The following is a 25293-nucleotide window of genomic DNA, read 5'->3' on the forward strand; positions in this document are numbered from 1 at the left end:
CGGCGGGGCGGCCCTTGCTCGATGTCTCTGTGTTGGGCCGTGTCTGGTTTGAGATCGCTGGATTGCTACAGAGTGAAAAGCGCCGCAAATCAGCCTGCAGCGCTTGGCATGAACGCATACACTTCGCTGCGTGTCACTGTTCAAAGCCGCCTCCACCGTATCCCTGATGACGCTGGCCTCCCGTGTTTCGGGGCTGGTTCGCGATCTGCTCATGGCCTCCATGTTTGGAGCCAATGCCCTCACAGACGCGTTCAATGTCGCCTTCAGAATTCCCAACCTGTTCCGGCGCCTGTTCGCCGAAGGGGCTTTCAGCCAGGCCTTTGTGCCGGTGCTGGCCGCGAGCAAGACCCGGGATGGGGAGGAGGCCACGCGCCACCTGATCAGCCATGTCGCGACCATGCTGTTCTGGGCTCTGCTGGTGGTCTGCGTCTTGGGCGTGATCGGCGCACCGCTGCTGGTCTGGCTGCTGGCCAGCGGCATGCGCCAGTCACCCGACGGCTATCACGCAGCCGTGGTGATGACGCGCTGGATGTTTCCCTATATCGGCTTTATGTCGCTGGTGGCTCTGTCGGCAGGCATTCTCAATACCTGGAAGAAGTTCGCGGTGTCGGCAGCCACGCCCGTGCTGCTCAATATCAGCATGATCGTGGCGGCTCTGCTGGGAGCCCCCTGGTTCGAGAAGCAGGGCATAGAACCCATCTATGCCATGGCTGGCGGCGTGATGCTGGGCGGCGTGCTGCAACTGGCGGTGCAGATTCCTGCGTTGCGCTCCATGAGGCTGATGCCACGCATCGGCTTCTCGTACGCAGCCATTCGCGCAGCCTGGGACGAGGCGGGTGTGCGTCGCATCCTGGCACTGATGGGGCCGGCGCTGCTGGGGGTAGGGGTGGCCCAGGTCTCATTGATGATCAACACCCAGATAGCTTCCTATATGGCGCCCGGAAGCGTGACCTGGTTGTTCTATGCCGACCGTCTGATGGAGTTTCCCACGGCCTTGCTGGGCGTGGCTCTGGGAGTGGTGCTGACGCCGCAGCTGGCTTCAGCCAAGGCGGCAGGTGATGGCGAGCGCTATTCCAATATGCTGGACTGGGGTCTGCGCCTGGTCGTGCTGCTGGCCGTGCCCTGCGCCGTGGGCCTGCTGACCTTTGCCACGCCGCTGGTGGCCACGCTATTCCATCGTGGTGCCTTGCATGACAGCGATGTGGGGCAGATTGCCCTGGCGCTGATGGGCTACGGCGCCGGCCTGCTGGGCCTGGTGGCCATCAAGGTGCTGGCCCCCGGCTACTACGCCAGCCAGGACATCCGCACACCCGTGAAGATCGCAATCGTGGTGCTGGTGATTACGCAGTTGCTCAATCTGGTGCTGGTGCCCTGGCTCAAGCACACCGGGCTGGCCCTGTCCATCGGTCTGGCTGCACTGGTCAACGCGAGCTGGCTGCTCACGGGCTTGTTGCGTCGCGGTACCTACAAGCCCAGGCCGGGCTGGTTGAAGTTCATCATGCAGGTGATTGCGGCCAGTGCCTTGCTGGCGGTGCTGCTGCTCTGGGGCAGTCAGCACTTCGACTGGGTGGGCTTGCGCAGCAATGGCTTGCTGCGCGCAGGTCTGCTGGCAGCCATGATGGTTGGTGCCGCCGTGCTTTACTTTGGCGTGCTGATGCTGTCGGGCCTGAATCTGCGTCAATTGCTGCGTCGTTAAAGCTTGAGCTGCTCATGGAAAAGTGAGCGGTCAGTGCAGGTTTTACAGGCGTATCAAGGGGATTTCGCTTGCATGACCTGCCAAGGCGGCTTACAAATCAGCCTATGAGCTGGACGATAGACGAGTACCCCACGGCCCTGCAGTATTTTGCGTCTTTGGTGCAGAGTGATGAAAACTTTGCCTTGATGGAAGCCGCCATCAGCATTGCTCAGGATGCCGAACCTGATCTTGACCTGCAGGCCGTGCTGGCCGAGCTGGACAGGCTGCAAGTGCGTTTGGTGCAGCGTCTGGCCGGCGAGGAGGACGGTTTGCGCAAGCTCGGTGCGCTCAACAAGTTCTTCTATGGCGAGCTGGGCTTTGCCGGCAACCTCAACAACTATTACGACCCTGCCAACAGCTATATCCACCATGTGCTGCAGACAAGGCGCGGCATTCCCATCAGCGTGGCACTGGTCTGGCTGGAGCTGGCTGCCGGCATCGGTCTGACGGTGGAGGGCATAGGCTTTCCAGGGCATTTTCTGGTCAAGGTCATGCTGCCGCAGGGGCAGGTGGTGCAGGATCCGTTGACAGGCGACTCCTATTCCGCAAGCGCCTTGGCAGAGCGCCTGCAGCCGTTTCTCGATCAGGCCGGCATTTCACCCGATGATGCGCCGCCGCTGGGGCTGTATCTGCAGGCCGCTCATCCGCGAGATGTCGTGGCGCGCATGCTGCGCAATCTGCAGGAGATTCATCAGGTCCAGAAAGACTGGCCCATGCTGGTGGCCGTGCTCAATCGCCTGATCCTGCTGCAGCCTGGCCGCGAGGAGCTGTTCCGGGACCGCGGCATGGCGTATGCCCAATGGGGAGTGATTGAAAGAGCGCTATCGGATCTGGAGCGCTATGCGCCTGCCGCACAAGGGCAGGAGGCCGATTACATCGCCAAAACCATTGCCCGGCTGCGCCGCGCGGGTTGAGTGCCTTGGTGGCAAGCAGCTTGCTTACACCAGTTGCGCGGCTTCCAGCTCTTTCTTGAGATAGGCATAGAACAGCGGCGCTGCCACCAGGCCTGCTGGGCCGAAGACGGACTCGGCCACAAACATCACGGCCAGCAGCTCCCATACGCCCATATGCGTGCGTGTTCCCACCACTTTGGCGTTGATCACGTATTCAGCCTTGTGAATCAGGATCAGGAAGCCCAGGCAGGCTGCAGCAGCTATGGGCGATACGGACAGGCCGACCAGCGTCAGCACGGCATTGCATAGCAAGTTGCCGACGATGGGGATCAGCCCGGCGATAAAAGTCAGCGTGATCAGCGCGGGGGTGTAAGGCAGTTGCAGCTTCCAGATCGGCAATATGGCCAACAGGAAGATGGACGTCAGCAGCGTGTTGAAGGCCGCAATCCAGAACTGGGCGGCCACGATCTGCTTGAAGGCCAGGGCAAAGTGACCGATGCGCTGCTGCAGGGCCTGCACCAGCGGCGGGTGACGCGTGGCGATGGGGCGAACGGCTGCCAGCGCGCCGATGATCAGACCCACATAGGCATAGAGCAAGCCAGTGAGCCAGGCTCGGCCTGCAGTGGCCAGCACACCGGCCTTGGCGGCCAGATAGCCGGCCAGCTTGCTTTGAATTTCCTGGGCACCGTCAGGCAGCTGATCGGCAATGTCCGAGGGCAGTTTCTCTCGCAGCTCCAGCACCGTGGCCGCCAGATAGTCCAGCAGTTCCTTGTACTGGGCGGGGGCTTCGGTGATATAGGTCCGGGTCTGGGAGAGGGCGCCGCTGAGCAGGGCCAGTGGCGCCAGAATCACGATGGTGGTGGCAACCACCTGAGCCCAGCGTGGCAGCTGGTTGCTGGCAAAGGCGCGAGGGTTGGCGCGTGACAGCAGGCGCGAAAGCGAGCGGGTAAGCATGAAACCTACGCACACACACAGCAGGCCGGGGAGTATTCCCTGATGCATGACGAGCAGCAATGCTGCTCCCATCAATATGTAACTGGCCAGTATGACCTTGGGCGAAGGGCCCGGTTGCGTAGTGATGGGGGCGGGCAAATGCTGCGTCATTCAGGCTCGGGGTAGAGGGGCTGTGATGAAGACCTGCTTAGCGAACTTCAACGGGCTTGCCGGAGCCGATTTCCGTGATGGCGCCGATGCTGTAGACCTTCTCGCCCAGCTCGGCCAGTGTGGCTGCCGTGGCTTCTGCGTCTTCAGCGGCCACCACGACCACCATGCCGATACCGTTGTTGAACGTGCGGTTCATCTCGATATCGTCAATGCCGGCAGTCTTTTGCAGCCAAGCGAACAGCTCGGTCTGGGGCCAGCTACCGGCCTTCAGATGGGCCGCGGTGCCTTCGGGCAGCACGCGGGGAATGTTCTCCAGCAGGCCGCCGCCGGTGATGTGGGCTAGGGCCTTGATGGGGTGCTTGTCCAGTGCGGCCAGCACATTCTTCACATACAGACGGGTGGGCTCCATGATGGCGGCCTTGAAGGGCTTGCCGTCCAGGGTCTCGGGCACGCTGCCCTGGGCTTCGGCGCGCTCGATGCACTTGCGTACCAGCGAGAAACCGTTGGAGTGCACGCCGTGCGAAGCCAGGCCCAGCACCACATCGCCGGGCTTGACGTTCTGACCGCTGAGAATCTTGGACTTTTCGACCGCGCCGACGGCAAAGCCGGCCAGATCGTATTCGCCATCGGGGTACATGCCGGGCATCTCGGCGGTTTCACCGCCGATCAGCGCGCAGCCGGACAGCTCGCAACCCTTGGCAATACCGCCCACCACGGCAGCTGCCGTGTCCACATGCAGCTTGCCGCAGGCGAAGTAGTCGAGGAAGAACAGGGGCTCGGCGCCCTGCACCAGCACATCGTTCACGCTCATGGCCACCAGGTCGATGCCCACGGTGTCGTGCATATTCCACTCGAAGGCCAGCTTGAGCTTGGTGCCCACGCCGTCGGTGCCGGACACCAGAACGGGTTCCTTGTAGCGCTTGGGCACTTCGAACAGGGCGCCGAAGCCGCCGATGCCGGCCATCACGCCTTCGCGCATGGTTTTCTTGGCCAGGGGCTTGATGCGTTCGACCAGGGCGTCGCCTGCGTCGATGTCAACACCAGCGTCTTTGTAGGAAATGGGGGTAGAGGAGGATGCGGAAGAGCTCATCGATGGATCCGGTGCGGGGGCGCCCTGCTGGGCGGAAACCCCGGGATTCTACGGCGCTTGCCCGTGCAGCGGGGGCGCCCGGACATGCGTCAAAGGGTTTTGCTGGAGCATTCATGGCCTGACTACAACAACGGCAGTAGGCAAAATCAGCCCGAAGCCGCTCGGGGGCTGCGAGTGCAGACTAAAATTGGTGCTTTTGTTACCGAGTGATCACGCTAGGGCATATTGCAGGGCCTGATCTAAGTGCGCGTCCGGGCCTTTGTATCTTCCACCATTGATGCTGATGAATCTCCTGCCAGATTTCGCCGCATGGGCTGTTGAGTGCCCAGGAAAGGGGGCGCTGCGCGTATGTCGCAGATGAAGCAGCTGGCTCTGGATATCAGCATGGCGCCAGGCCCGACGCTCGCGCGTTTCTTTGTCGGCCCCAATGCTGCGTTGATCGATCACCTGCGTCACTGGGTGGGCGATGGCCAGCTGCAGCAGTCGCGCACGCCGGTGCCCACCTATCTCTGGGGAGAGGCCGGGTCCGGCAAGAGTCATTTGCTCAAGGCGGTGCGTGAAGCCCTGCGCGAGCAAGGAGCCATGGTGGGCTGGATGGATGCATCCACGCCGTTCCCGCCCGAGTTCGACGAACGCTGGGCCGCCGTGCTCATGGACGATGTGGACATCTACACCCCGTTCCAGCAGGCGCGTGCCTTCAACTGGTTTGTGAATGCCACCAGCCCTGCCACCGGCCTGCCGCGCTGGGTGCTGGCTGCAGGCCAGCTGCCGGTGGCCGATCTCAAGATGCGTGAGGACTTGCGCACCCGCCTGGGCTGGGGTCATGTCTATCAGCTGCATCTGCTCGACGAGTCGGCACGGCGTGCCGTGCTGCGTCAGGAAGCCGATGCCCGTGGCGTGTTTCTGAGCGACGAAGTGATGGATTACATGCTCAGGCGCTTTTCGCGCGATCTGGGCTCGCTGATGCAGCTGCTGGACATGCTGGACGGTTTTGCCCTGCGCAACAAGCGCGCCATCACCATCCCGCTGCTCAAGACCATGCTGGAAACCGAGTGAGGCCTCTGCTCACGCTTTCTGCTTTGGCCATGCCACAGCACTTTTTGTTGGATTTGCATGTCGACTTCTGAATTGGCTATCAAGCCCAGGCTGGCCCTGTTTGACCTGGACCATACGCTGCTGCCGCTGGACTCCGACCATGGCTGGGGCGAGTTCTCCATTGCCATCGGCTGGTGCGACCGCGAGGAGTTCGGGCGCCAGAACGACGCCTTTTTTGACGACTATCTGGCCGGCCGTCTCAACATCCCCGACTATGTGCGCTTTGCCACGGCTGCCGTGGTCCAGCGCGGCGAGGCTGCAGCCACGGCTGCGCACCAGCGCTTCATGGACGAGGTGATTCGCCCGGCGATCAAGCCTGCCGCCCTGGCCCTGGTGCAGCAGCACCTGGATGCGGGCGACACCGTGGTCATCACCTCGGCCACCAACGAGTTTGTGACGCGCCCCATTGCCCAGGCCTTCGGCGTGCAGCATCTGCTGGCGACCGAGCTGGTGCGTGATGGCAGCGGCTGGTTCACGGGCGAGATTGACGGTATTCCCAATATGCGCGAGGGCAAGGTCGTGCGCATGACCGAATGGCTGACCCAGCGCGGCCTGCGCTGGGAGGATGTGGAAGCGACCTTCTACAGCGACTCCATGAACGATGTGCCCCTGCTTGAAAAAGTGGATCACCCGGTGGCCACCAACCCCGATGCGCGCTTGCGTGCCCTGGCCGAGGAACGCGGCTGGCGCATCGTGGACCTATTTAGCGAAGCACCATGATCAAGACCATTATTGACAAGCTGCTGGGCAAGGCGCCCGCAGCCCCCCGCTCGCGCAAGCCCAAGTTCGGCAAGCGTGAGGAAGTGCCGGTTCAGGTGCATGGCATAGACCCGAATCTGGTGGACCGTCGCGCCATCGATGTGGTGCAGACCCTCAAGCGCTCGGGCTACGAAGCCTATATCGTCGGCGGCGCCGTGCGCGACCTGCTGCTGGGCCTGCGCCCCAAGGACTTCGACGTGGCCACCGATGCCACGCCCGAGCAGGTCAAGAACCTGTTTCGCCGCGCCTTCATCATCGGCAAGCGTTTTCGCATCGTGCATGTGGTCTATGGCCGCGGCCGGGAAAACGAAGTTATCGAGGTTTCCACCTTTCGGGCCTTTCTGGACAACAGTGCGGCCGAGCAGGTCAGCGGCAATGAACGTACCAGCAAGAATCAGCTCGCAGGGCTGAAGCATGCAGTGGATGCCAGCGGCCGCGTGCTGCGTGACAACGTCTGGGGCCCGCAGGACCAGGATGCCACGCGCCGCGACTTCACCATCAACGCCATGTACTACGACCCCGAGACACAGATTGTGGTCGACTATCACGGCGGTATTGCGGACGCCAAGAAGAAGGTGCTGCGCATGATCGGCGATCCGGCCACGCGCTACCGCGAAGACCCGGTGCGTATCATTCGGGCCGTGCGCTTTGCCGCCAAGCTCAGCGGCAAGGGCTTCAAGCTCGAAGCCAAGACCGCCAAGCCCCTGGTCGAGTGCGAGCCGCTGCTGCAGGAAGTGCCGCAAAGCCGCTTGTTCGACGAAATGCTCAAGCTGCTGCAGACTGGTCACGCGCTGGCCTCGGTGGCTCAGCTCAAGGAGCTGGGCCTCTCGCGCGGCATCTATCCGCTGCTGGACGTGGTCATGGAGCGTGCCGACCATCCCTTCGTGCAGGCCGCACTGATGGATACCGACCGCCGTGTGGCCGAAGGCAAGCCCGTGGCACCCAGCTTTTTGCTGGCCTGCGTGCTGTGGCAGGATGTCAAGCAGGGCTGGGAAAAGCGTCTGGCCAAGAGCTATCACCCTTTCCCTGCGCTGCAGGAGTCGATCGACGAGGTGTTCGATCAGCGTATCGGCGATGTCTCGGGTCGGGGCAAGCTGGCTGCCGATATGCGCGAGATCTGGGTCATGCAGCCGCGCTTTGACAAGCGCACCGGAGCCACTCCGCACTCCATGGTGGCGCAGCCGCGCTTCCGCGCCGGTTTTGACTTCATGCGCCTGCGTGCCGATATCGGCGAGGTCGAGGAAAGTCTGGCCAGCTGGTGGCAGGAATTCCAGCAGGCCGACGATGCCCAGCGAGATGACCTGATTGCCCAGGCTCGCGACGAGCAGCGCGCCCGCCAGCGTGCCCAGCAGCAGACGGCGCCCAAGGTGCACCGAGTGGCCAAGAAGAAAGCCGAAGGCGATCAGGAGAGCCCGCTGGATCAGGTGGTCGCAGAAGGCGATGCAGCCGCTCCCAAAAAGCGCCGCCGCCGTCGCCGCAAACCATCCGCTGGCGCTGCTCCTGTAGCCGGTGGTAATGAATAAACCGGCCGCGTTGGCGGCCGACACGGTTGCGGTCGGTCTTGGGGCAAACCTCGGCGATGCACGCCGGACCCTGTCCTGGGCCGTGGCGGCGATGGCCGGGCTGGCCCGGACCGAGCTGCTGGCCGTGTCCTCGCTCTACAGCAGCAAACCCATTGATTCGTCCGGGCCGGACTATCTGAATGCGGTGGCGTTGCTGCGCACCGGGCAGGAGCCGCTGGATCTGCTGCATGCGCTACAGGCGATCGAGCTGCAGGCCGGACGCGAGCGTCCCTACCGCAATGCACCGCGCACGCTGGATCTGGATATCGAGCTATGGGGTGACCGGCACTCGGATGTTCCCGAGCTGATTCTTCCCCACCCGCGCATGTGGCAGCGCGCCTTTGTGCTGCTGCCGCTGGCCGAAATTGCGCCCGGCTGTGTGAGTGCCGAACAGCTGCAGGCAGTGGCAGATCAGGGCATAGAGCGCAGCCTGGCCCAGGGCTGGTGGATAGAGCAGTCAGCGTAGTTCAGATTTGATAGCTTCTCACGCCTGCCTGGCAAGCGATTGAGGCTGAAACTACCTAAAAAAGCCCCGGAGCCGTCAGGCTGCCGGGGCTTTTTTATCAGTGCCAGGACTCGTCAGTCGACCTTGGCGCCGGAGGCCTTGACGATGGGCTGGTATTTGGCGCGCTCGGAGGCCATGAACTTGTCGAATTCGGCGGGCGTGGAGCCCACGGGTTCGGCCATCAGGGCGTTGAAGCGGGTCTTGGTTTCCGGTGCTTGCAGAGCATCATTGAAGGCCTTGCTCAGCTTGTCCAGCACGGGCTTGGGGGTGCCGGCCGGGGCAACCAGTCCCCACCAGGTGTCGATGGCAAAACCGGGGTAGGTCTTGGACAGCGCAGGCACGCCGGGCAGCAGCGGCGAGGCGTTGAGCGAAGTCACTGCCAGGGCCACCAGCTTGCCGCTCTTGATATTGGGCGCGGCTGCAGCCAGGTTGTCGATATTGAAGTCCACCTCGCCAGACAGCAGGGCCAGCTGGGCGGGGTTGGCGCCACGGTAGGGTACGTGCAGAGCGAAGATGCCGGCCTTTTGCTTGAGCATCTCGCCGGCCAGATGGCCTGCGGAGCCATTGCCGCCGCTGCCGTAGTTGAGCTTGCCGGGATGGCCCTTGGCGTAGGTGATCAGATCGGCCACGCTATGGATCTTGAGCTGCTCGGCCTTGGCGGCATTCATCACCAGCACATTGGGCACGCGCACCATCTGGGTGATGCCGGCAAAGTCCTTGCCCGCGTCATAGGGCATCTTGGTATAGAGCCAGGGGTTGACTGCATGGGTGGCCGTGGCGGCCAGGCCTATGGTCAGGCCGTCGGGCTGGGCCTTGGCAATGGCATCGGCGCCGATATTGCCGCCAGCACCAGCCTTGTTGTCGATGATGACGACGCCCAGGGAATCGCGCACTCGCTCTGCCAGTGCGCGAGAGGTGATGTCCAGCGGACCACCGGGCGCATAGGGCACGATCAGACGGATGGGTTCTTGGGCCTGGGAGAGGGGGGAGGCCAAGGCAGCAACGGCCGCCATGACCGAGAGAAGGCTGTTTCTACGGTTCATAGAGCTCTATTGTGCAAAAAATTGCAGCTGCTCCGGGGCTGGCGGTTACTTGTGCAAGAAAATTGCGTGTAAACCCTGATGCACCATGGAATGCATCGGGGTTTGTGCAAAACAGCGTTCTTACTTGTCCGCTTCGGAGGTGAAGGCGTCGGCGTAGAACTCTTCGGCCGGCAGCGCGCGTTCGCTGGTATAAGCGGCGCGGGCCGAATCCACGACGATGGGAGCACCGCAGGCATAGACCTGGTAGCCGGACAGGTCGGCAAAGTCGTCCAGCACGGCCTGATGGACAAAGCCGGTGCGGCCCGTCCAGGCATCCTCGGCCAGGGCGTCGGAGATCACGGGCACATACCTGAACTGGGGCATGGCGGCCGTGTGTTCGGCAATCCAGCTGGCGTCATACAGGTCGGTGGGGCGGCGGCCACCCCAGTACAGCGTGACGGGGCGGTTGATGCCCTTGTGGCGCATATGCTCGATCAGTGCCTTGATAGGGGCAAAGCCCGTGCCCGAGGCGAGCAGGATGATGGGCTTGTCCGAGTCCTCGCGCAGGAAGAAGCTGCCGAACGGGCCCTCCACACGCAGGATTTCCTTTTCCTTCATGCCGCCGAAGACATGGTCGGTGAACTTGCCGCCTTCCATGTGACGGATATGCAGCTCGATGCCGGGTGCCGTCTCCTGCACGTGGGGCGCGGTGGCCATGGAGTAGGCTCGGCGGGCACCGTCGCGCAGGATGAACTCCACATACTGACCTGCGTGATAGCGGAACTTCTCGCTGGCCGGCAGCTGCAGGCGCACCTGCATCACGTCATGCGATTTCTTCTCGAGAGCGGCCACGCGCACGGGCATCTTCTTGATGGGGAAGGAGCTGGCGTCCGTGACCTGGCGCGACTCCAGCACCACATCGCTGTGGGGCGTGGCGCAGCAGGTCAGCACATAGCCGCCGGCTTCCTCTTCGGCTGTCAGAGCCTTGTCCGAGTGCGTGCCGTGGCTGACTTCGCCGCTGAGCTTCTTGCACTTGCAGGAGCCGCAAGCACCGTCCTTGCAGCCATAGGGCAGGCCGACGCCGGTGCGAATGGCCGCGGCCAGAATGGTTTCAGCGCCCTGAGTGGCAAAAGCACGTCCGCTGGGCTGGACGGTAATTTCAAACGAAGCGTGGGCAATCTCGGTCATGACGTTTTGGTTATCCTTGAAGGCGTATCCGGCAGCCTTTTTGTCGGCGCTGCTGCTGTCGCAGCAACGCCAGTGGCTCCTTAGATCTTGTACGCAGCAGGTCCCGATTTTGCCTTCAAACCAAAGCCCATTGGGCGCGCTGCCAGCGCGCTTTCGTCGTGAACGCTTATTGATCGTCGGCCACGGCGATGTGGGTCAGCGCGTGGCCCGATTGCTGGTCGCTTCAGGCCGTGGCAGGCACGGAATTCAGGTACTGGCCGTGAGCCGCAGCCCAGGTCGGGCCGAGCAACTGCATGCCCAGGCTGTGAGGCCCTTGTGGGGGAATCTGGATGATCCGGCCAGCCTGCGCAGACTGGCAGGCATTGCGACGCGGGTGCTGCACCTGGCGCCGCCTCAGGCACCGGCTGCCGGGGATGAATGCCCGTGGCTGGACTCCCGCACCACGGCTCTCATGCGGGCACTGCGCCTGCGCAGTCTGCCGCGCAGCCTGGTCTATGCATCGACCTCGGGCGTTTATGGCGACTGCGAGGGGCAGTGGGTGGCCGAAACCCGGTCCGTCGCGCCGACGACTGCCAGAGCGCAGCGCCGTGTGAATGCCGAACTCGCGGTGCGCTTTGCCGGTCGCTCGGGCCTGCGGGCCAGCATCTTGCGCATTCCCGGCATCTACGCACCTGATCGTGAGGGCGGCACGCCCCGCGCCCGGCTGCAGCGAGGCACGGCCGTGCTGAAGCCCGAGGACGATGTCTATACCAACCATATTCATGCCGACGATCTGGCGCGTGCCTGCCTGCTTGCGCTGTGGCGCGGCAAGCCGCAGCGCATCTATCACGCCAGCGACGACACGCAGCTGAAGATGGGGGATTACTTCGATCTGGCGGCCGATCTCTACGGCCTGGCCCGCCCGCCGCGCATTTCGCGCGAGCAGGCACAGACAGAATTGCCGGCGAGTCTGCTGAGTTTCATGAGCGAGTCGCGGCGGCTGTCGAATCAGCGGCTCAAGCGCGAATTGCGGCTCAGGCTGCGCTATCCCACGGTGACCGAGGGCCTGCAAAGCTAGGCAGAGCAAAGAGCACGACCCTCAAAAATTGGCGCGCTCAGGCATTGGGCAGCAAGCAAACGCCGCCGCGTAGCGAAACTGTCGCCCTTTGGGGGAAGGCGCACAGCGCCTCAGGGGGATTACGGTATCGGATGTACGCCGCCTCGGTTGTCATAGCAGCGGAAGACATTGCAGTTGACAATCTTGGCGGGTGGTTGCGATGGCGTGGGACGTGCCGGCGGGTAGCGGTTGGGATAGCCATAGCCCCACTGCGGGCGGTTGATGGCATTGGGCTGCAGCGCCCGGCTTTGCTGCAGTTGCTGGTAGGCGGCTGCGCCCAGGCAGCTCATCTCCATCTGGGCCTGGGCCGCCTGGCTGCGCTCTCCCCAGGTGGCCGGGTCGGGGCTGGCTTCGGCCAGTATGGCGTTGTAGCGCTCGCGGGCCTGACGGCAGGCGGCCGTGTTTTCCAGATTGGCACCGGTCCGGGCCTGGGCTCTCTCGGCGGCCTCGCGTTCCTTGCGCTCCTGCTCTTCACGCTGGCGGCGCTGGGCTTCGTCGCGCGCCATCTGGGCCTTGCTGCGTTCCCGCGCCTGGCTGGCATTGGCACGCTCGGACGCAATTTCCTCGGCGCTTTGCGCCGCCTGAATCTGCGTGCTCATTTCGCCCGAGATGCAGCGGCCGTTGGTATAGGTCACCTCGCCGGTCTTGGCATCGACACAGCGCATGACCTGAGCCTGGGCCGTGCCTGCGATCAGCGCCCAGCCCAGCAGCAAGCCCAGCGGCAGCTTGCGCATGATGACAGTGGGAGATAGGGGCTCTGGCATGACCGCTCCTTCAAAGGCGTTTGAGTGCCTGCAAATTATGAAGTGGCGGCAGGAAAAGCAGAAGCGGTGCCGTGCCACAGCGCCCGGTCAGCGCCAGTCACCGCGAGGAGGAAAGCCTTGCTGCTGGCCTTCGCGCTGGCGTTGCTGCTGGCGCTGATCGCGCTCACGTTCGCGGTCTTGCTGTTGGCGGTCGCGGGCCTGTTGCTGGCGATCGCGTTCGGCCTGCATGCGGTCACGCTCGCGCTGTTGCGATTGCTGTTGCTGCTCGCGCTCCTGCTGGCGGCGCATCTGGTCCTGATCGCGGCGATTCTGGGATTGCTGACGCTCCCATTCGCGGCGCTGCTGGTCCCGGTCGCGCTGCTGCTGAGCGCGGTCGCGCTCCATCTGGCGTTGCCATTGTTCGCGATCGCGCATGTTCTGGGCGCGATCACGTTCCAGCTCGCGCTGGCGCTCCCATTGACGACGCTCACGCTCGCGCCAGGCCCAGTCATTGCGGTCCTGACCCTGGTACACAGGGTAGGCGGGATAGGCCGGATAAGCGGGCTGCGGACTGTAGATGGTGGTGGAGCCATAGCTGCCACCGTAGCCGCCGCCATAGCCGGAGTCGTACTCGCCGGGAACCGCGCAGGCAGTGCACAGCACGGCCAAAGCCCCCATGCTGGCCCAGCGCGTGGAGGTGGACATCAATGCCTGCAGGGATGGTTTCATGGCGTGTCTGGTGAGGTGTGGGTGGGCGCAATGCCCTGTGCTCTTAACGTCCGGCATCTGTTCCGGGTTGACTTCGCTACGCTGTATGCTCATCAAATGAGAGCTCGTTTCGCTTTGTGGACGAGCGTTAAGGGTGGTTTTTTCTTGATTTTTCAGATTGACGCCATAGTGACCCTTTTATCAAAAGCGCAGCCAAAGCGTCGCTAGAATGACTTCGTCTTGTGGTGAATCCAGGTTCGCCGCAAAGCAGCGTTCTCAGGGCGGGGTGCAATTCCCCACCGGCGGTATCTGTGGCAATGCCTTGCATTGACTGCAGCAGCCCGCGAGCGCCTGCAGTCTCGCCAGAGCCAGCAGGGTCAGCAGATCTGGTGAGATGCCAGAGCCGACGGTCATAGTCCGGATGAAAGAGATCGCGCAGCATCGGTCCGTGATGCAGCTATCGCTGCCGCATGGGCGGGTGTATCAGCGCACGCCCTGATTCATTGGAATTTTCTGGAAATACCACCATGAATCAGACCCCCATCTCCATGAACTTTGCCACTCACGCGACTTCCGAAGGTACGCCCTGGAAGGCCGTCGCCAGCCGCAGCCGCATTGCCATCGTCAGCGCCAGCTGGCACACCGAAGTGGTCTATCAGGCCCGCGATGCCGCCCAGGCCGAACTTCTGGCACAGGGCGTGCAGGCCGGCAATATCACGCATTTCAGCGTGCCCGGCGCCTTTGAAATCCCGCTGCTGGCCAAGAAGCTGGCGCAAAGCGGTCGTTTCGATGCAGTAATCGCCACGGCACTGATCGTCAACGGCGGCATCTATCGCCATGAATTCGTGACCACGGCCGTGATCGACGGCCTGATGCGCGTGCAGATGGACTCCGAAGTGCCCGTGTTCTCCGCCGTGCTGACGCCGCGCGATTTTCACGAGCATGGTGATCATGTGGAGTTCTTCCGCCAGCACTTCGTGAAGAAGGGCGTGGAAGTGGCCCATGCCTGCCTGAGCACGCTGGACCAGCATGCCAAGGTGGATGCTCTGCTGCAGGCCAAGGCTGCCTGAGCAGCGGGCCTTGATGAAAAACGCCCCAGTCTGGGGCGTTTTTCTTTGGCGCTGCTGCCATTTCGCGAGCAAGGGCTTGCGGCGGTTTTTTCCAGCACAGCCCGGGGCGCTTGCCGATCCCTGAAAACACTGATTGTTGTGCCGGTGTAGCACTCGCTGCACCTATGTGATTGCCTCATTGCCAATTGCCTGTCGCGGGGCATAAGGTTGCGTCTTGTCTCAACCGAGTGGAGTGCGCAATGAAGAATTTTGGCAAGTTGTGTATCGCGACAGTCGTAGCAGGTATGGCAGGGGGCGTGATGGCCCAGGAGCAGATCATCAAGATCGGCCATATCGGCCCGACCTCCGGCCCTCAGGCTCACTTCGGCAAGGACGATGAAAACGGCGTGCGCATGGCCATCGAGGACCTGAACGCCAAGGGCATGGAAATCGGAGGCAAGAAGGTCAAGTTCGTGCTGGTGGCCGAGGACGATGTGGCCGATCCCAAGCAGGGCACGGCGGCTTCGCAAAAACTGTGCGATGACAAGGTGGCCGGTGCGGTGGCCTTTGTGAACTCCGGCGTGGCGATTCCTTCTTCCAAGGTGTTCCAGGACTGCGGCATTCCCATGATCACGGGCGCTGCGACCAATCCCGATCTGACTAAACCCGGCTGGAACACCACCTACCGCGTGATTGCCAACGACAACGCCCTGGGCGCGGCGCTGGCTAGCTATGCGGCCAAGAATCTCAAGCTCAAGAATGTGGCCGTGATCGACGACCGCACGGCCTATGGTCAGGGCCTGGCCAATGTGTTCAAGAAGGATGCCGCAAAGCATGGCATCAAGATCGTGGCCAACGAGTTCACCAACGACAAGGCCACGGACTTCATGGCCATTCTGACCTCCATCAAGGCCAAGAAGCCCGATGCCATCTTCTACGGCGGCATGTATGGTCAGGCCGGCCCCATGTTGCGTCAGATGGCCCAGCTGGGCATGAACGACGTCAAGATGTTTGGCGGTGACGGCATTTGCGTGACCGAGCTGGCCAAGGTGGCTGCCGGAGCCAAGCCGCTGGAGAACGTGGTCTGCGCGGATGGCGGAGCCTCCATTGCCAAGATGCCTGGCGGCACGGAGTGGAAGAAGCGCTATGACGCCAAGTATCCGGGCCAGTTCCAGGTCTACAGCCCCTACTTCTATGACGGCACCATGCTGCTGGCCGACGCCATGAAGCGTGCCAATTCATGGGACCCCAAGGTCTATATCCCCTTCCTGCAGAAGTCCGACTATTCGGGTGTGACCTCCAAGATCCAGTTCGAGAAGAATGGCGAGATGAAGAACCCCAGCTATACGCTGAGCCGCTATGTGAACGGCAACAAGACGCCTATCGACCTGAACTGATTGCCTTGAGTGCACCAGGTCATGTGGTGTGGCCTGTTTTGCAAAGCCTGCGGATGCCTCGCATTTGCAGGCTTTTTTGCTTTCGGCCTTTGGGGGCAGGCATGGATGGCTGCTGGCTGGGGCGTTGCATGCGAAAGGATTGCGCTAGTTCTGCATGCCCTCTAGCTGCGCAAAATACTGGCGCAGCACCTCGATGGCCTCGCGTACCTTGGCGGGCAGGCTGTCGCGGCTGGCGGTGACGGCCCAGATATCCAGCATGCCCATATCCCAATCAGGCAGCAGGCGCACCAGGCTGCCCGTCTCCAGACTTGCCGCCACGTCATGGGCCGAGAGCAATGCAAGCCCCAGGCCTGCTTCACAGAACTGCTGCACCGCGCTGCGATGGTTGCTTACCATGAGCGGCCGCACCTGCAGCCGGTACTCCTGCGCCGTGCCCTGCTGGCGCCATAGAAAATCGGCCTGGGCGTCGTCGCTGCGGCTCATTTCCAGCCAGGGCAGCTGTGCCAGCTCGCTGGGGTGTCGAGGCGTGCTGCCGTGTGCCTTGATCCAATGCGGCGAGGCGCAGAGCACGGTGGCGCTGCGTCCCAGGTGGCGGGCCACCCAGCTGGAGTCCTGCAGATTGCCGAAGCGCAGCGCCAGATCCACGCGCGCCTGGATCAGGTCTATGGGGGCGTCATCCATGAGCAGACGCAACCGCAGCTCAGGATGCATGGCCAGCCACTGGCCCAGCGCCGGGGCCGCATGCTGGGTAAAGCCGGCCGGAGCAGCCAGACGCAGCTCGCCGCTGGGCCGCTGATGCTCGGCAGCCAGTTCGGCGCGTGCCCGGCTGGCGGCCTCGCACATGGCAGCGCACTGGGTGTAGAAGCGCTGGCCGGCATCGGTCAGCGTCAGCTGGCGCGTGGAGCGGTGCAGCAGCGTCAGGCCAGCATCGTGCTCCAGCTGACGGATATGCTGGCTGACGGCCGAGGGCGTCATGTCGAGCTGGCGGGCGGCTGCGCTCATGCTGCCGCGCTCCACCACGGCGGCAAAAATGGCCATGCGTCTGAAATCTTCCATGGGGCTATTTTGAAGTGCTGCTTCAAGGTCATGGTGGCTGAAAGGGGTTTTTCTCGCGATTAATGCCGATTAATCTTTAGCCCTGTTGAAGATATAAGGAGTTTTCCAATGAAAGTCGCATTGATTGGCGCCACGGGTTTTGTCGGTGCCGGGTTGCTGGATGAGTTGCTGCGTCGCGGTCACGAAGTCGTGGCCCTGGTACGCAAGCCCGAGGCCGCTGCCGCGCGCGAACATGTGCAGTTCGTCAAGGCCGATGTGCTCAACGCCGACGAGGTGCAGCGCGCCGTGACCGGCTGCGATGCGGTGGTCAGCGCCTATAACGCAGGCTGGAGCAATCCCAATATCTATGACGATTTCATGCAGGGCTCGCGTGCCATCGTGCAAGGAGTCAAGGCTGCGGGCATCAAGCGTTATCTGGTCGTGGGCGGAGCCGGCAGCCTGTATGTGAATGGCCAGCAACTGGTGGATTCGCCCGATTTTCCGGCCTTCATCAAGCCCGGCGCTTCGGCGGCACGCGACATGTTTGCCGAGCTGCAAAAGGAAGCCGCCCTGGACTGGACCATGCTGAGCCCGGCCGTGGGTTTCCATGGCGGCTCCGATGCGCAGTCCAGAGGCCGTACCGGTCACTATCGCACGGGCAAGGACGAACCTTTGGTGCAGGCCGACGGCCAGCCCGGCGATATTTCGGTTCAGGACCTGGCCGTGGCGTTGATCGATGCCCTGGACAGGAACGAACACGTCAAGGCTCGTTTCACCGTCGCGTATTGACCAAGCCCTGTCGTCGCCCGGTCCGACCCCATTGATTGATGGGGCAAGGCCGGGCCGCCGGTCTGCTGTCATGCTGCAAGCGCACAATTTCGGGTTTTGCGGCGCCAGACGCCAGCACGCCTTATTGCATGACAGAAACCTTGACTGCCCCTATCGAATCGACCCGATCTCCCACCCAGGCCTGGCTCAGCGTGATTGCGCTGGCGCTGGGTGCTTTTGTCTTCAACACCAGCGAGTTTGTGCCGGTCGGTCTGCTCAGCAGCATTGGCGCCAGCTTTGACATGCAGGTGGAGCAGGTCGGGCTGATGCTCACCATCTATGCCTGGGTGGTGGCGCTGGCTTCGCTGCCCTTTATGCTGCTCACGCGCAAGGTGGAGCGGCGCAAGCTGCTGATGGGTGTGTTTGCGGTGTTTGTGCTCAGCCATCTGGTATCGGGCGTGGCCTGGAGCTATGCATCCCTGGTCATCAGCCGTATCGGCATTGCGCTGTCGCATGCGGTGTTCTGGTCCATCACGGCCTCTCTGGCCGTGCGGGTGGCGCCTCCGGGCAAGAAGGCCATGGCACTGAGCCTGCTGGCCACGGGTACTTCCGTGGCCATGGTGCTGGGTATTCCGCTGGGCCGCATCGTGGGTGAATGGCTGGGCTGGCGCATGACGTTTCTGGCCATTGGCGCGGTGGCAGCGGCGGTGATGCTGGTGCTGGGCAAGCTGTTGCCTCTGCTGCCCAGCGAGAACGCAGGCTCCCTGTCCAGTGTGCCCATGCTGTTCAGGCGTCCGGCCCTGGTCGGCATCTATGTGCTGCTGGTGGTGGTGATTACCGGCCAGTTCACGGCCTATAGCTATATCGAGCCCTTTGTGCAGGACATTGCCGGCCACGCCGGCGATGTGACCACGGCCGTGCTGCTGCTGTATGGCGGCATGGGCATTGTGGGCAGCGTGCTGTTCGGCTGGTTCGGTCTGCGCTTTCCGCGCGGCTTTCTGCTGGCGTCCATCGGCGTGCTGGCGCTGAGCCTGTTGCTGCTGGTCATGAGCAGCACGCATGCCTGGAGTCTGTATCTGCAAAGCTCGGTCTGGGGCATCTCCATGATCTGCTTTGCGCTGTCCATGCAGTCCAAGGTGCTGAATCTTGCGCCCGATGCCACCGATGTGGCCATGTCCATGTTCTCGGGCATTTTCAATATCGGCATTGGCGGCGGCGCACTGCTGGGCAGCATCGTGAGCCAGCAATGGAGCATGACGCATATAGGCCTGGTGGGCGGCCTGCTGATTGCCATGGGCGGCGCGCTCTGGTTGTTCATGATGCTCAAGCTGGCCGACAGCTTCCGTTTGAAGTCCTAGTTTTGTATACAAAACTGGCCTGACTCTTGCATGGGTGGTTTGTCTCAAACTTTTTAGAGAGGAAACCATCCATGAAAGCGTTTGCCGCTACCTTCACCACCATCGCCCTGGCTGTGGCCAGCCTATCGGCTCAGGCCCAGAGTTCCGTGCAGCTCACCGGCACCATCGATAGCTATGCGGGCTCCATGAAGCTGGCAGGGCAAGAACGCGTGGCCTCGGTCGGCTCCGGCGGTCTGACCACTTCCTGGTGGGGTGTGAAAGGCGTGGAGGATCTGGGCGGCGGTCTCAAGGCCGACTTCAATATCACCAGCTTTTTTCGTGCCGACACCGGTACTCCTGGTCGCTTTGATGCCGACCCCTTTTTCTCGCGTGATGCCAATGTGGGTCTGGCCGGCAGCTTTGGTCGTGTGAGTCTGGGTCGTGGCTTGGCACCGAACTTCCTGCCCACGGTGCTGACCAACCCGTTTGGCGATTCCTTCACGGTCTCGCCGCTGGTGCTGCATGCCAATATGACGACTGCGGCCTGGGGCGCGGACAGCCTGACCACGGCCTCCAACACCGGCTGGAGCAACCAGATCCTGTATTCCACGCCCAGCTTCGGCGGCCTCAGGGCCAATGTGCATTACCAGTTCGGCGAGCAGACCAGCAGCGGCAACAAGGGCAAGAAGAATGTGGGCCTGAACCTGATGTACTCGGGCGGCCCGCTGAGCCTGACTGCGTTCTACGAGCGTGCGCAGATCAGCAATCCGGTGTCGCTGGCGGTGATGCCGACCAAGAGCAACTGGATGGTGGGCGGCAGCTATGACTTCAGCGTGGCCAAGCTCTATGCCACTTACGGCCAGGCCAAGATCAACGCCCAGGATCGTGAGAACACCACCTACTCGCTGGGTCTGGACATCCCCGTCAGCGGCACGCCTGGAACCTTCAAGGCAGCGGCTGCACGCACCAAGTCGGAAGTGGGCAATGTCAGCGGCACACGCACCACCGTCAGCCTGGGCTACGACCATTTCCTGTCCAAGCGCACCGATGTCTATGCCGTGGCCATGTATGACCGCGTGAGCATGGACATTCCCAACAAGTCCGGCACCAGCGCCCTGGTGGGCATCCGTCATCGTTTCTGAGAACAGGCCTTGTGCTGCACCAGTTTCATGCATGGGCACCTGGCTTGTGCATGAGACAAGGCAAAGAAAAAGCCCTCGCCGGTATGTGCCGGCGAGGGCTTTTTTCATGCGCAGCAGACGCTTATTCGTCCATCTTCAGATTCTGCTTTTGCACCACGTTCTTGTAGACGGCCAGCTCTTCGGCCATCTGCTTGGCAAAGGCTTCGGGGGTGTCGGCCATGATGATGGAGCCGCTTTCCTCGATGCGCTTTTTCACGTTGGGGTCCTGCACGGCCTTGCGCACGGCAGCATTGATCTTGGCCACCACCTCCTTGGGCAGGTTCTTGGGGCCGACGATGCCGTAGTACGCCATGCGGTTGACCTGGGGCAGGCCAATTTCCTTGAAGGTAGGCACATCAGGCAGGGCGGCAACGCGCTGGGGGGCTGCGACGACCAGCGCCGTGAGGCGCTTTTCCTTCACAAAGGGCAGGGTGGAGGGCAGGTTGTCGAAAATCAGCGGCACCTGGCCGGCCACGGTGTCGTTCAGCGCAGGGCCGGAGCCACGGTAGGGCACGTGGGTCATCTCGGTCTTGGTTTCCAGCTTGAACATTTCCATCATCAAATGGGTGATGGAGCCCAGACCGGGCGAAGCGTAGGAGTACTTGGCAGGATTGTTCTTGATCTCGGTCAGGAAGTTTTTGTAGTCCTTGCCAGCAAACTTGGGATTGGCCGCAATGATGTTGGGCGTGGCCGCAATGTTCACGATGGGCGTGAAGTCGGTGGCGACGTTGTAGGGAATCTTGGGGTTGATGGCCGGGTTGGTCGCCGTGGTGGACACGGTGGCAATGCCGAGGTTGTAGCCATCGGGCGCGGCGCGGGCGGTTTCGGAGGCACCGATGCTGCCGCCGCCGCCGCCCTTGTTTTCCACCACCACGGACTGCCCCAGCTCGCGGCTCAGCGGCTCGGCAATGATGCGGGCGATCAGGTCGGTCGTGCCGCCAGCAGCAAAGGGAACCAGCAGGCGAATGGGCTTGTTGGGATAGGCGCTTTGTGCCTGTGCAGCGCCGCAAAAAGCCATGGCAGCCAGAACGGTGGCTGTGAACTTGAACATCAATGTCTCCTTGGAAAGTGTGATTGGCAGTGCATCTCTGGTGAAATTGCCTGCGGTTTTCGGGGCTTGGGCCCTCTTTTGTTGTCAGGAGCTTGCTTTGGCCGTGAAGGCCTCAAACCACTCCTTGCTCATGCAACGCAGCAATGGCGTTGTCATCAAGTCCGAATTCGCGCAGCACCTCATCGGTGTGCTGGCCGAGGGCAGGCGGGGCGTTGCGGTAAGTCACCGGCGTGGCCGACAGACGTATGGGGTTGGCGACGGTGGCGATATGGCCGATGCCGTCACAGGCGTTTCTCGGCAAGCTTTTCTGAATGCCGCGTGCCTTGACCTGGGGGTCTTCAAAGGCCTGGGCAATGGTGTTGATGGGGCCGCATGGCACGGCTTTGTCTTCGAGCAGCGCAATCCAGTCTGCCGTGCTGCGCTGAAGCATCTGTGGCTTCATCAACTCCAGCAGTGCAGCACGGTTCTGTACACGGGCGGTATTGGTGGCAAAGCGTGCATCCAGGGCCCAGCCGTCCTGGCCGATGGCTGCGCAAAAGCGCGCGAACTGACCGTCATTGCCTATGGCCAGCAGCACATTGCCGTCCAATGTCGGAAAGTCCTGATACGGCGCCAGGCTGGGGTGGGTGTTGCCGGCGCGTCCCGGCGCCTGGCCGGTAGCCAGAAAACCTGCAGCCTGGTTGGCCAGCACGGCCATGCCCACATCCAGCAGCGCCATATCGATGTACTGGCCCTGGCCCGTGCCGTTTCTCGCATTGTCGCGGGCGTTGAGTGCAGCCAGGATGGCGTTGCTGGCATAGAGCCCCGTGAACACGTCGATCACGGCCACGCCGACCTTGAGAGGGCCGCCGCCAGGTTCGCCATCGGCATGGCCGGTGATGCTCATCAGGCCGCACATGGCCTGCACCATGAGGTCATAGCCGGCGCGCTCGGCATAAGGGCCGTCCTGACCGAAACCCGTGATGGAGCAGTACACCAGACGCGGGTTCAGCGCCTTGAGGCTCTCATAGTCCAGACCGTATTGAGCGAGCCCCCCGGTCTTGAAGTTCTCCACCACCACATCGGCCTCTTGCGCCATGCGCTGCAGCAGGGCCCGGCCCTCGGGGTGTGCCATGTCCACGGTGAGGCTGCGCTTGTTGCGGTTGCAGGCCGTGAAGTAGCTGGCTTCGCGCGTGTCGTTGCCTGCATCGTCCTTGAGGAACGGAGGACCCCAGTGGCGCGTATCGTCGCCGGCAACCGGGCGCTCCACCTTGACCACGTCGGCCCCCAGATCGGCCAGCATCTGAGTGGCCCAGGGGCCCGCCAGCACGCGCGACAGATCCAGCACCTTGATGCCTGCCAGTGCGCCCGTGGAAGTGCTTGTCGATGCGTTCATGTCGGATGACCCCGTAAAGCGAAACAATGAAATAAATAGCTGCTTACGCTTTATTTGTCTGGGTTTTGAGATGAAAACTATCCAAAACACAGACAAATCAAGCGGTACCAGCTAACAAATGAATAGCGGTGGTTGGCATTGCCCCGAGGTAAGGGCAGCCAGCAAGAGCCGCCTCGCGGCGAAGCTGCCGTCCCCCTCCCGAAGAGAGAGGGGGAAGCGGCGTAGCCGCTCAGGGGGAGCTATCAGTTCGCAAACGCCGCAATGCCGGTCTGGGCGCGACCCAGAATCAGTGCATGCACATCGTGCGTGCCTTCGTAGGTGTTCACCACTTCCAGGTTCACCAGGTGGCGGGCCACACCGAACTCGTCGCTGATGCCGTTGCCGCCCAGCATGTCGCGCGCCATGCGGGCGATGTCCAGCGACTTGCCGCAGTTGTTGCGCTTGACCAGAGAGGTGATCTCGATCACGTTCTGGTGTTCGTCCTTCATGCGGCCCACGCGCAGTGCGGCTTGCAGGCCCAGCGTGATTTCGGTCTGCATATCGGCCAGCTTCTTCTGGATCAGCTGGTTGGCAGCCAGGGGACGGCCGAACTGCTTGCGATCCAGCGTGTACTGGCGGGCGGTGTGCCAGCAGTCTTCTGCCGCACCCAGCGCACCCCAGGCAATGCCGAAGCGGGCGCTGTTCAGGCAGGTGAACGGGCCTTTGAGGCCGCGCACGTCGGGGAAGGCGTTTTCTTCGGGGCAGAACACATCGTCCATCACGATTTCACCGGTGATAGAGGCGCGCAGGCCCACCTTGCCGTGGATGGCGGGGGCGGACAGACCCTTCATGCCCTTTTCCAGCACAAAGCCGCGGATCTGGCCCACGGTGCCGTCCTCGGAGACTTCCTTGGCCCAGACCACGAACACGTCGGCCACGGGGCTGTTGGTGATCCACATCTTGTTGCCCTTGAGGCGATAGCCGCCGTCGACCTTGTAGGCGCGTGTGGCCATGGAGCCGGGGTCGGAGCCGTGGTCGGGCTCGGTCAGGCCGAAGCAGCCGATGAACTCGCCCGAAGCCAGCTTGGGCAGGTATTTCATCTTCTGCGCTTCGGTGCCGAATTCGTTGATGGGCACCATCACCAGCGAGGACTGCACGGAGGCCATGGAACGATAGCCCGAATCAACACGCTCGATCTCGCGCGCCACCAGGCCGTAGCTCACATAGTTCAGACCCGCGCCACCGTATTGCGTGGGGATGGTGGGGCCCAGCAGGCCCAGCTCGCCCATCTCGCGGAAGATGCTGACGTCCACGGACTCGTTGCGGAACATGGCTTGCACGCGAGGCTTGAGCTTGTCCTGGCAGTACTCGCGCGCTGCGTCGCGGATCATGCGCTCGTCTTCGGTCAGTTGCTGGTCGAGTTGGAAGCAGTCGTCCCACTGGTAGCCATTGGCCATGTTCATCTCCTGAATGCAAGGTGTCGGGTTGCAGGCGCATTTCCGCCTGAGTGCTTGCACACATATTAGGTTTGCAGAACAAGGGCTGGCAAACGATGAATAATCATCTATGGATGAGTAAAACGCATGTATAAACGAATTATTCAGGGTTTCCCCGTTGTTTTTAGATTGATTGATGCGTTCTAAGCACAAGAGATATGCGCAGAGTTCTCCCTTCCACCCAAGCCCTGGCCTGCTTTGAATCGGCTGCCCGCCATGTCAGCTACACCAAGGCTGCGCAGGAGCTGTCGCTGACGCAAAGTGCCGTCTCGCGCCAGATCATTGCGCTGGAGGAGTTTGTGGGCGTGGCGCTGTTCAAGCGCACACGCCACGGCGTGCTGCTCACCGATGCGGGACTGCATTACGCCAAGCAGGTAGGACGCTGGCTGCAGGGGCTGGAGCGCGACACGCTGGATCTGATGAGCCATCAGGGCGAGGGCGGCCCCATCAATCTGGCGGCCGTGCCCACCTTTGCCACGCGCTGGCTGCTGCCGCGCCTGCCGCAACTGGCACAGCAGCACCCCGACATCACTGTGCATATCGATGTGCAGACCCGGCCTTTCCTGTTTGCCGACACGGTGTTCGATGCCGCTCTCTACGCGGGCACGCCCGAGCAGGTGGCACGCTGGCCCGGCGTGCAGGCGCAGTGGCTGATGGACGAGGAAGTCGTGCCCGTGTGCAGCCCGCAACTGCTGGCCACGGCCCAGCAGCGTGATCCAGGCCGTGCCTGGCTACCGGTCGGCCCCGAGGTGATTGCGCGCCTGCCGCTGCTGCAGCAAAGCACGCGCCCCCAGGGCTGGCGCCAGTGGTTCGACGCAATGCATATCGATGCGCCGCGGGCGCTCGACGGCATGCGGCTCGAACTGTTTTCCATGCTGGCCGTGGCTGCCAGCCAGGGTCTGGGCGTAGCCCTGATCCCGCCCATGCTGATCGAGCAGGAGATTGCGCGCGGCGATCTCATCATCGCCTGCCCCCAGCCGCTGCGCGGCAACCGCGCCTACTATTTGGTCACGCCCGAGCTGGCGGCCGAGGCACAACCGTCGCCGGTGCTGCGCGTGTTCAGCCAGTGGTTGCAGGGCCGCGCGAAGGAGGCCCACGGCGGGCGGCTGTAGACGAGGTGGGCAA

At 62.6% G+C, this 25293-nt stretch carries 23 protein-coding genes and 1 riboswitch; of the genes, 13 read left to right on the forward strand and 10 right to left on the reverse strand.

Going from position 1 to position 25293, the window contains the following annotated elements; all coding sequences use genetic code 11:
* Positions 1–130: 130 nt before the first annotated feature.
* Positions 131–1696, forward strand: coding sequence for a murein biosynthesis integral membrane protein MurJ (gene murJ, locus AAIL67_RS20435; RefSeq protein WP_034353558.1), 1566 nt, complete (start codon positions 131–133; stop codon positions 1694–1696).
* A 104-nt stretch (positions 1697–1800) separates the two neighbouring features.
* Positions 1801–2649, forward strand: a complete 849-nt coding sequence (locus AAIL67_RS20440; RefSeq protein ID WP_003070846.1) for a transglutaminase-like domain-containing protein — start codon at positions 1801–1803, stop codon at positions 2647–2649.
* A 24-nt stretch (positions 2650–2673) separates the two neighbouring features.
* On the opposite strand, the gene AAIL67_RS20445 is transcribed toward AAIL67_RS20440, so the two are convergent.
* Positions 2674–3732: an AI-2E family transporter gene (locus AAIL67_RS20445; protein ID WP_034353554.1), complete on the reverse strand. Its 1059-nt coding sequence runs from the start codon at positions 3730–3732 to the stop codon at positions 2674–2676.
* A 37-nt stretch (positions 3733–3769) separates the two neighbouring features.
* A complete protein-coding gene (gene purM, locus AAIL67_RS20450) occupies positions 3770–4822 on the reverse strand; it encodes a phosphoribosylformylglycinamidine cyclo-ligase (RefSeq protein ID WP_034380447.1) in 1053 nt (350 codons plus the stop codon).
* A gap of 357 nt (positions 4823–5179) precedes the next feature.
* On the opposite strand from purM, the gene hda reads away from it, so the two are divergent.
* Genes hda through folK form a run of 4 tightly spaced genes read left to right on the forward strand, consistent with a single transcriptional unit; the run spans position 5180 to position 8704 of the window.
* The gene (gene hda / locus AAIL67_RS20455; RefSeq protein ID WP_003070849.1) at positions 5180–5878 is read left to right on the forward strand and encodes a DnaA regulatory inactivator Hda; all 699 of its coding nucleotides are present in this window, start codon (positions 5180–5182) and stop codon (positions 5876–5878) included.
* Positions 5879–5935: 57 nt separating this feature from the next.
* A complete protein-coding gene (locus AAIL67_RS20460) occupies positions 5936–6637 on the forward strand; it encodes an HAD family hydrolase (RefSeq protein WP_012839452.1) in 702 nt (233 codons plus the stop codon).
* Positions 6634–8199 carry a polynucleotide adenylyltransferase PcnB gene (gene pcnB / locus AAIL67_RS20465; protein ID WP_063664064.1) on the forward strand — a complete coding sequence of 522 codons (1566 nt, stop codon included), beginning with the start codon at positions 6634–6636 and terminating at the stop codon, positions 8197–8199. The genes AAIL67_RS20460 and pcnB overlap by 4 nt, the downstream gene beginning before the upstream one ends.
* Positions 8192–8704 (forward strand): 2-amino-4-hydroxy-6-hydroxymethyldihydropteridine diphosphokinase, encoded by a 513-nt coding sequence (gene folK / locus AAIL67_RS20470; RefSeq protein ID WP_063664063.1) that lies wholly within the window; start codon positions 8192–8194, stop codon positions 8702–8704. Before pcnB ends, folK begins: the two co-directional genes overlap by 8 nt.
* 113 nt (positions 8705–8817) lie before the next feature.
* On the opposite strand, the gene AAIL67_RS20475 is transcribed toward folK, so the two are convergent.
* Both AAIL67_RS20475 and AAIL67_RS20480 read right to left on the reverse strand, forming a co-directional pair.
* Positions 8818–9786, reverse strand: coding sequence for a tripartite tricarboxylate transporter substrate binding protein (locus AAIL67_RS20475; protein ID WP_063664061.1), 969 nt, complete (start codon positions 9784–9786; stop codon positions 8818–8820).
* A gap of 120 nt (positions 9787–9906) precedes the next feature.
* A complete protein-coding gene (locus tag AAIL67_RS20480; RefSeq protein WP_012839448.1) occupies positions 9907–10953 on the reverse strand; it encodes a CDP-6-deoxy-delta-3,4-glucoseen reductase in 1047 nt (348 codons plus the stop codon).
* Positions 10954–11062: 109 nt separating this feature from the next.
* On the opposite strand from AAIL67_RS20480, the gene AAIL67_RS20485 reads away from it, so the two are divergent.
* Positions 11063–12010 carry an SDR family oxidoreductase gene (locus AAIL67_RS20485; RefSeq protein WP_343484720.1) on the forward strand — a complete coding sequence of 316 codons (948 nt, stop codon included), beginning with the start codon at positions 11063–11065 and terminating at the stop codon, positions 12008–12010.
* Between the two features lie 119 nt (positions 12011–12129).
* On the opposite strand, the gene AAIL67_RS20490 is transcribed toward AAIL67_RS20485, so the two are convergent.
* Together AAIL67_RS20490 and AAIL67_RS20495 are read right to left on the reverse strand one after the other, a co-directional pair.
* Positions 12130–12813, reverse strand: a complete 684-nt coding sequence (locus AAIL67_RS20490; protein ID WP_343484721.1) for a DUF4124 domain-containing protein — start codon at positions 12811–12813, stop codon at positions 12130–12132.
* 87 nt (positions 12814–12900) lie between these two features.
* The gene (locus tag AAIL67_RS20495; RefSeq protein WP_343484722.1) at positions 12901–13521 is read right to left on the reverse strand and encodes a hypothetical protein; all 621 of its coding nucleotides are present in this window, start codon (positions 13519–13521) and stop codon (positions 12901–12903) included.
* Between the two features lie 247 nt (positions 13522–13768).
* A riboswitch (FMN riboswitch) is annotated at positions 13769–13937 on the forward strand.
* 90 nt (positions 13938–14027) lie between these two features.
* Here AAIL67_RS20495 and AAIL67_RS20500 point away from each other — a divergent pair.
* Together AAIL67_RS20500 and AAIL67_RS20505 are read left to right on the forward strand one after the other, a co-directional pair.
* Positions 14028–14570 carry a 6,7-dimethyl-8-ribityllumazine synthase gene (locus AAIL67_RS20500; RefSeq protein WP_343484723.1) on the forward strand — a complete coding sequence of 181 codons (543 nt, stop codon included), beginning with the start codon at positions 14028–14030 and terminating at the stop codon, positions 14568–14570.
* Between the two features lie 239 nt (positions 14571–14809).
* A complete protein-coding gene (locus AAIL67_RS20505) occupies positions 14810–15946 on the forward strand; it encodes a branched-chain amino acid ABC transporter substrate-binding protein (RefSeq protein ID WP_034353520.1) in 1137 nt (378 codons plus the stop codon).
* Positions 15947–16090: 144 nt separating this feature from the next.
* Here the strand turns inward: AAIL67_RS20505 and AAIL67_RS20510 are convergent, their stop codons facing one another.
* The gene (locus tag AAIL67_RS20510) at positions 16091–17002 is read right to left on the reverse strand and encodes a LysR family transcriptional regulator (protein ID WP_034391389.1); all 912 of its coding nucleotides are present in this window, start codon (positions 17000–17002) and stop codon (positions 16091–16093) included.
* 108 nt (positions 17003–17110) lie between these two features.
* Here AAIL67_RS20510 and AAIL67_RS20515 point away from each other — a divergent pair, with 108 nt between their 5' ends.
* The 3 genes from AAIL67_RS20515 to AAIL67_RS20525 all read left to right on the forward strand — a co-directional run bounded on the left by AAIL67_RS20515 (position 17111) and on the right by AAIL67_RS20525 (position 20228).
* Positions 17111–17770, forward strand: a complete 660-nt coding sequence (locus AAIL67_RS20515; protein WP_343484724.1) for an NAD(P)H-binding protein — start codon at positions 17111–17113, stop codon at positions 17768–17770.
* Between the two features lie 128 nt (positions 17771–17898).
* Positions 17899–19107 carry a sugar transporter gene (locus AAIL67_RS20520; protein ID WP_063664184.1) on the forward strand — a complete coding sequence of 403 codons (1209 nt, stop codon included), beginning with the start codon at positions 17899–17901 and terminating at the stop codon, positions 19105–19107.
* A gap of 71 nt (positions 19108–19178) precedes the next feature.
* Positions 19179–20228, forward strand: coding sequence for a porin (locus tag AAIL67_RS20525; RefSeq protein WP_063664054.1), 1050 nt, complete (start codon positions 19179–19181; stop codon positions 20226–20228).
* Positions 20229–20349: 121 nt separating this feature from the next.
* Here AAIL67_RS20525 and AAIL67_RS20530 read toward each other — a convergent pair whose 3' ends face one another.
* From AAIL67_RS20530 to AAIL67_RS20540, 3 genes are all read right to left on the reverse strand, one after another.
* On the reverse strand, positions 20350–21318 hold the full coding sequence (locus AAIL67_RS20530) for a tripartite tricarboxylate transporter substrate binding protein BugE (RefSeq protein ID WP_034380426.1): 969 nt from the start codon (positions 21316–21318) through the stop codon (positions 20350–20352).
* Positions 21319–21430: 112 nt separating this feature from the next.
* Positions 21431–22693 (reverse strand): CaiB/BaiF CoA-transferase family protein, encoded by a 1263-nt coding sequence (locus AAIL67_RS20535; protein WP_034409535.1) that lies wholly within the window; start codon positions 22691–22693, stop codon positions 21431–21433.
* 242 nt (positions 22694–22935) lie between these two features.
* Positions 22936–24129: an acyl-CoA dehydrogenase gene (locus tag AAIL67_RS20540; protein WP_012839439.1), complete on the reverse strand. Its 1194-nt coding sequence runs from the start codon at positions 24127–24129 to the stop codon at positions 22936–22938.
* Positions 24130–24326: 197 nt separating this feature from the next.
* Here AAIL67_RS20540 and AAIL67_RS20545 point away from each other — a divergent pair, with 197 nt between their 5' ends.
* The gene (locus tag AAIL67_RS20545; protein WP_063664052.1) at positions 24327–25280 is read left to right on the forward strand and encodes a LysR family transcriptional regulator; all 954 of its coding nucleotides are present in this window, start codon (positions 24327–24329) and stop codon (positions 25278–25280) included.
* Positions 25281–25293 lie beyond the last annotated feature (13 nt).

It is taken from the genome of Comamonas sp. A7-5, from assembly GCF_039581385.1.
Taxonomy (GTDB): Bacteria; Pseudomonadota; Gammaproteobacteria; order Burkholderiales; family Burkholderiaceae_C; genus Comamonas; species Comamonas thiooxydans.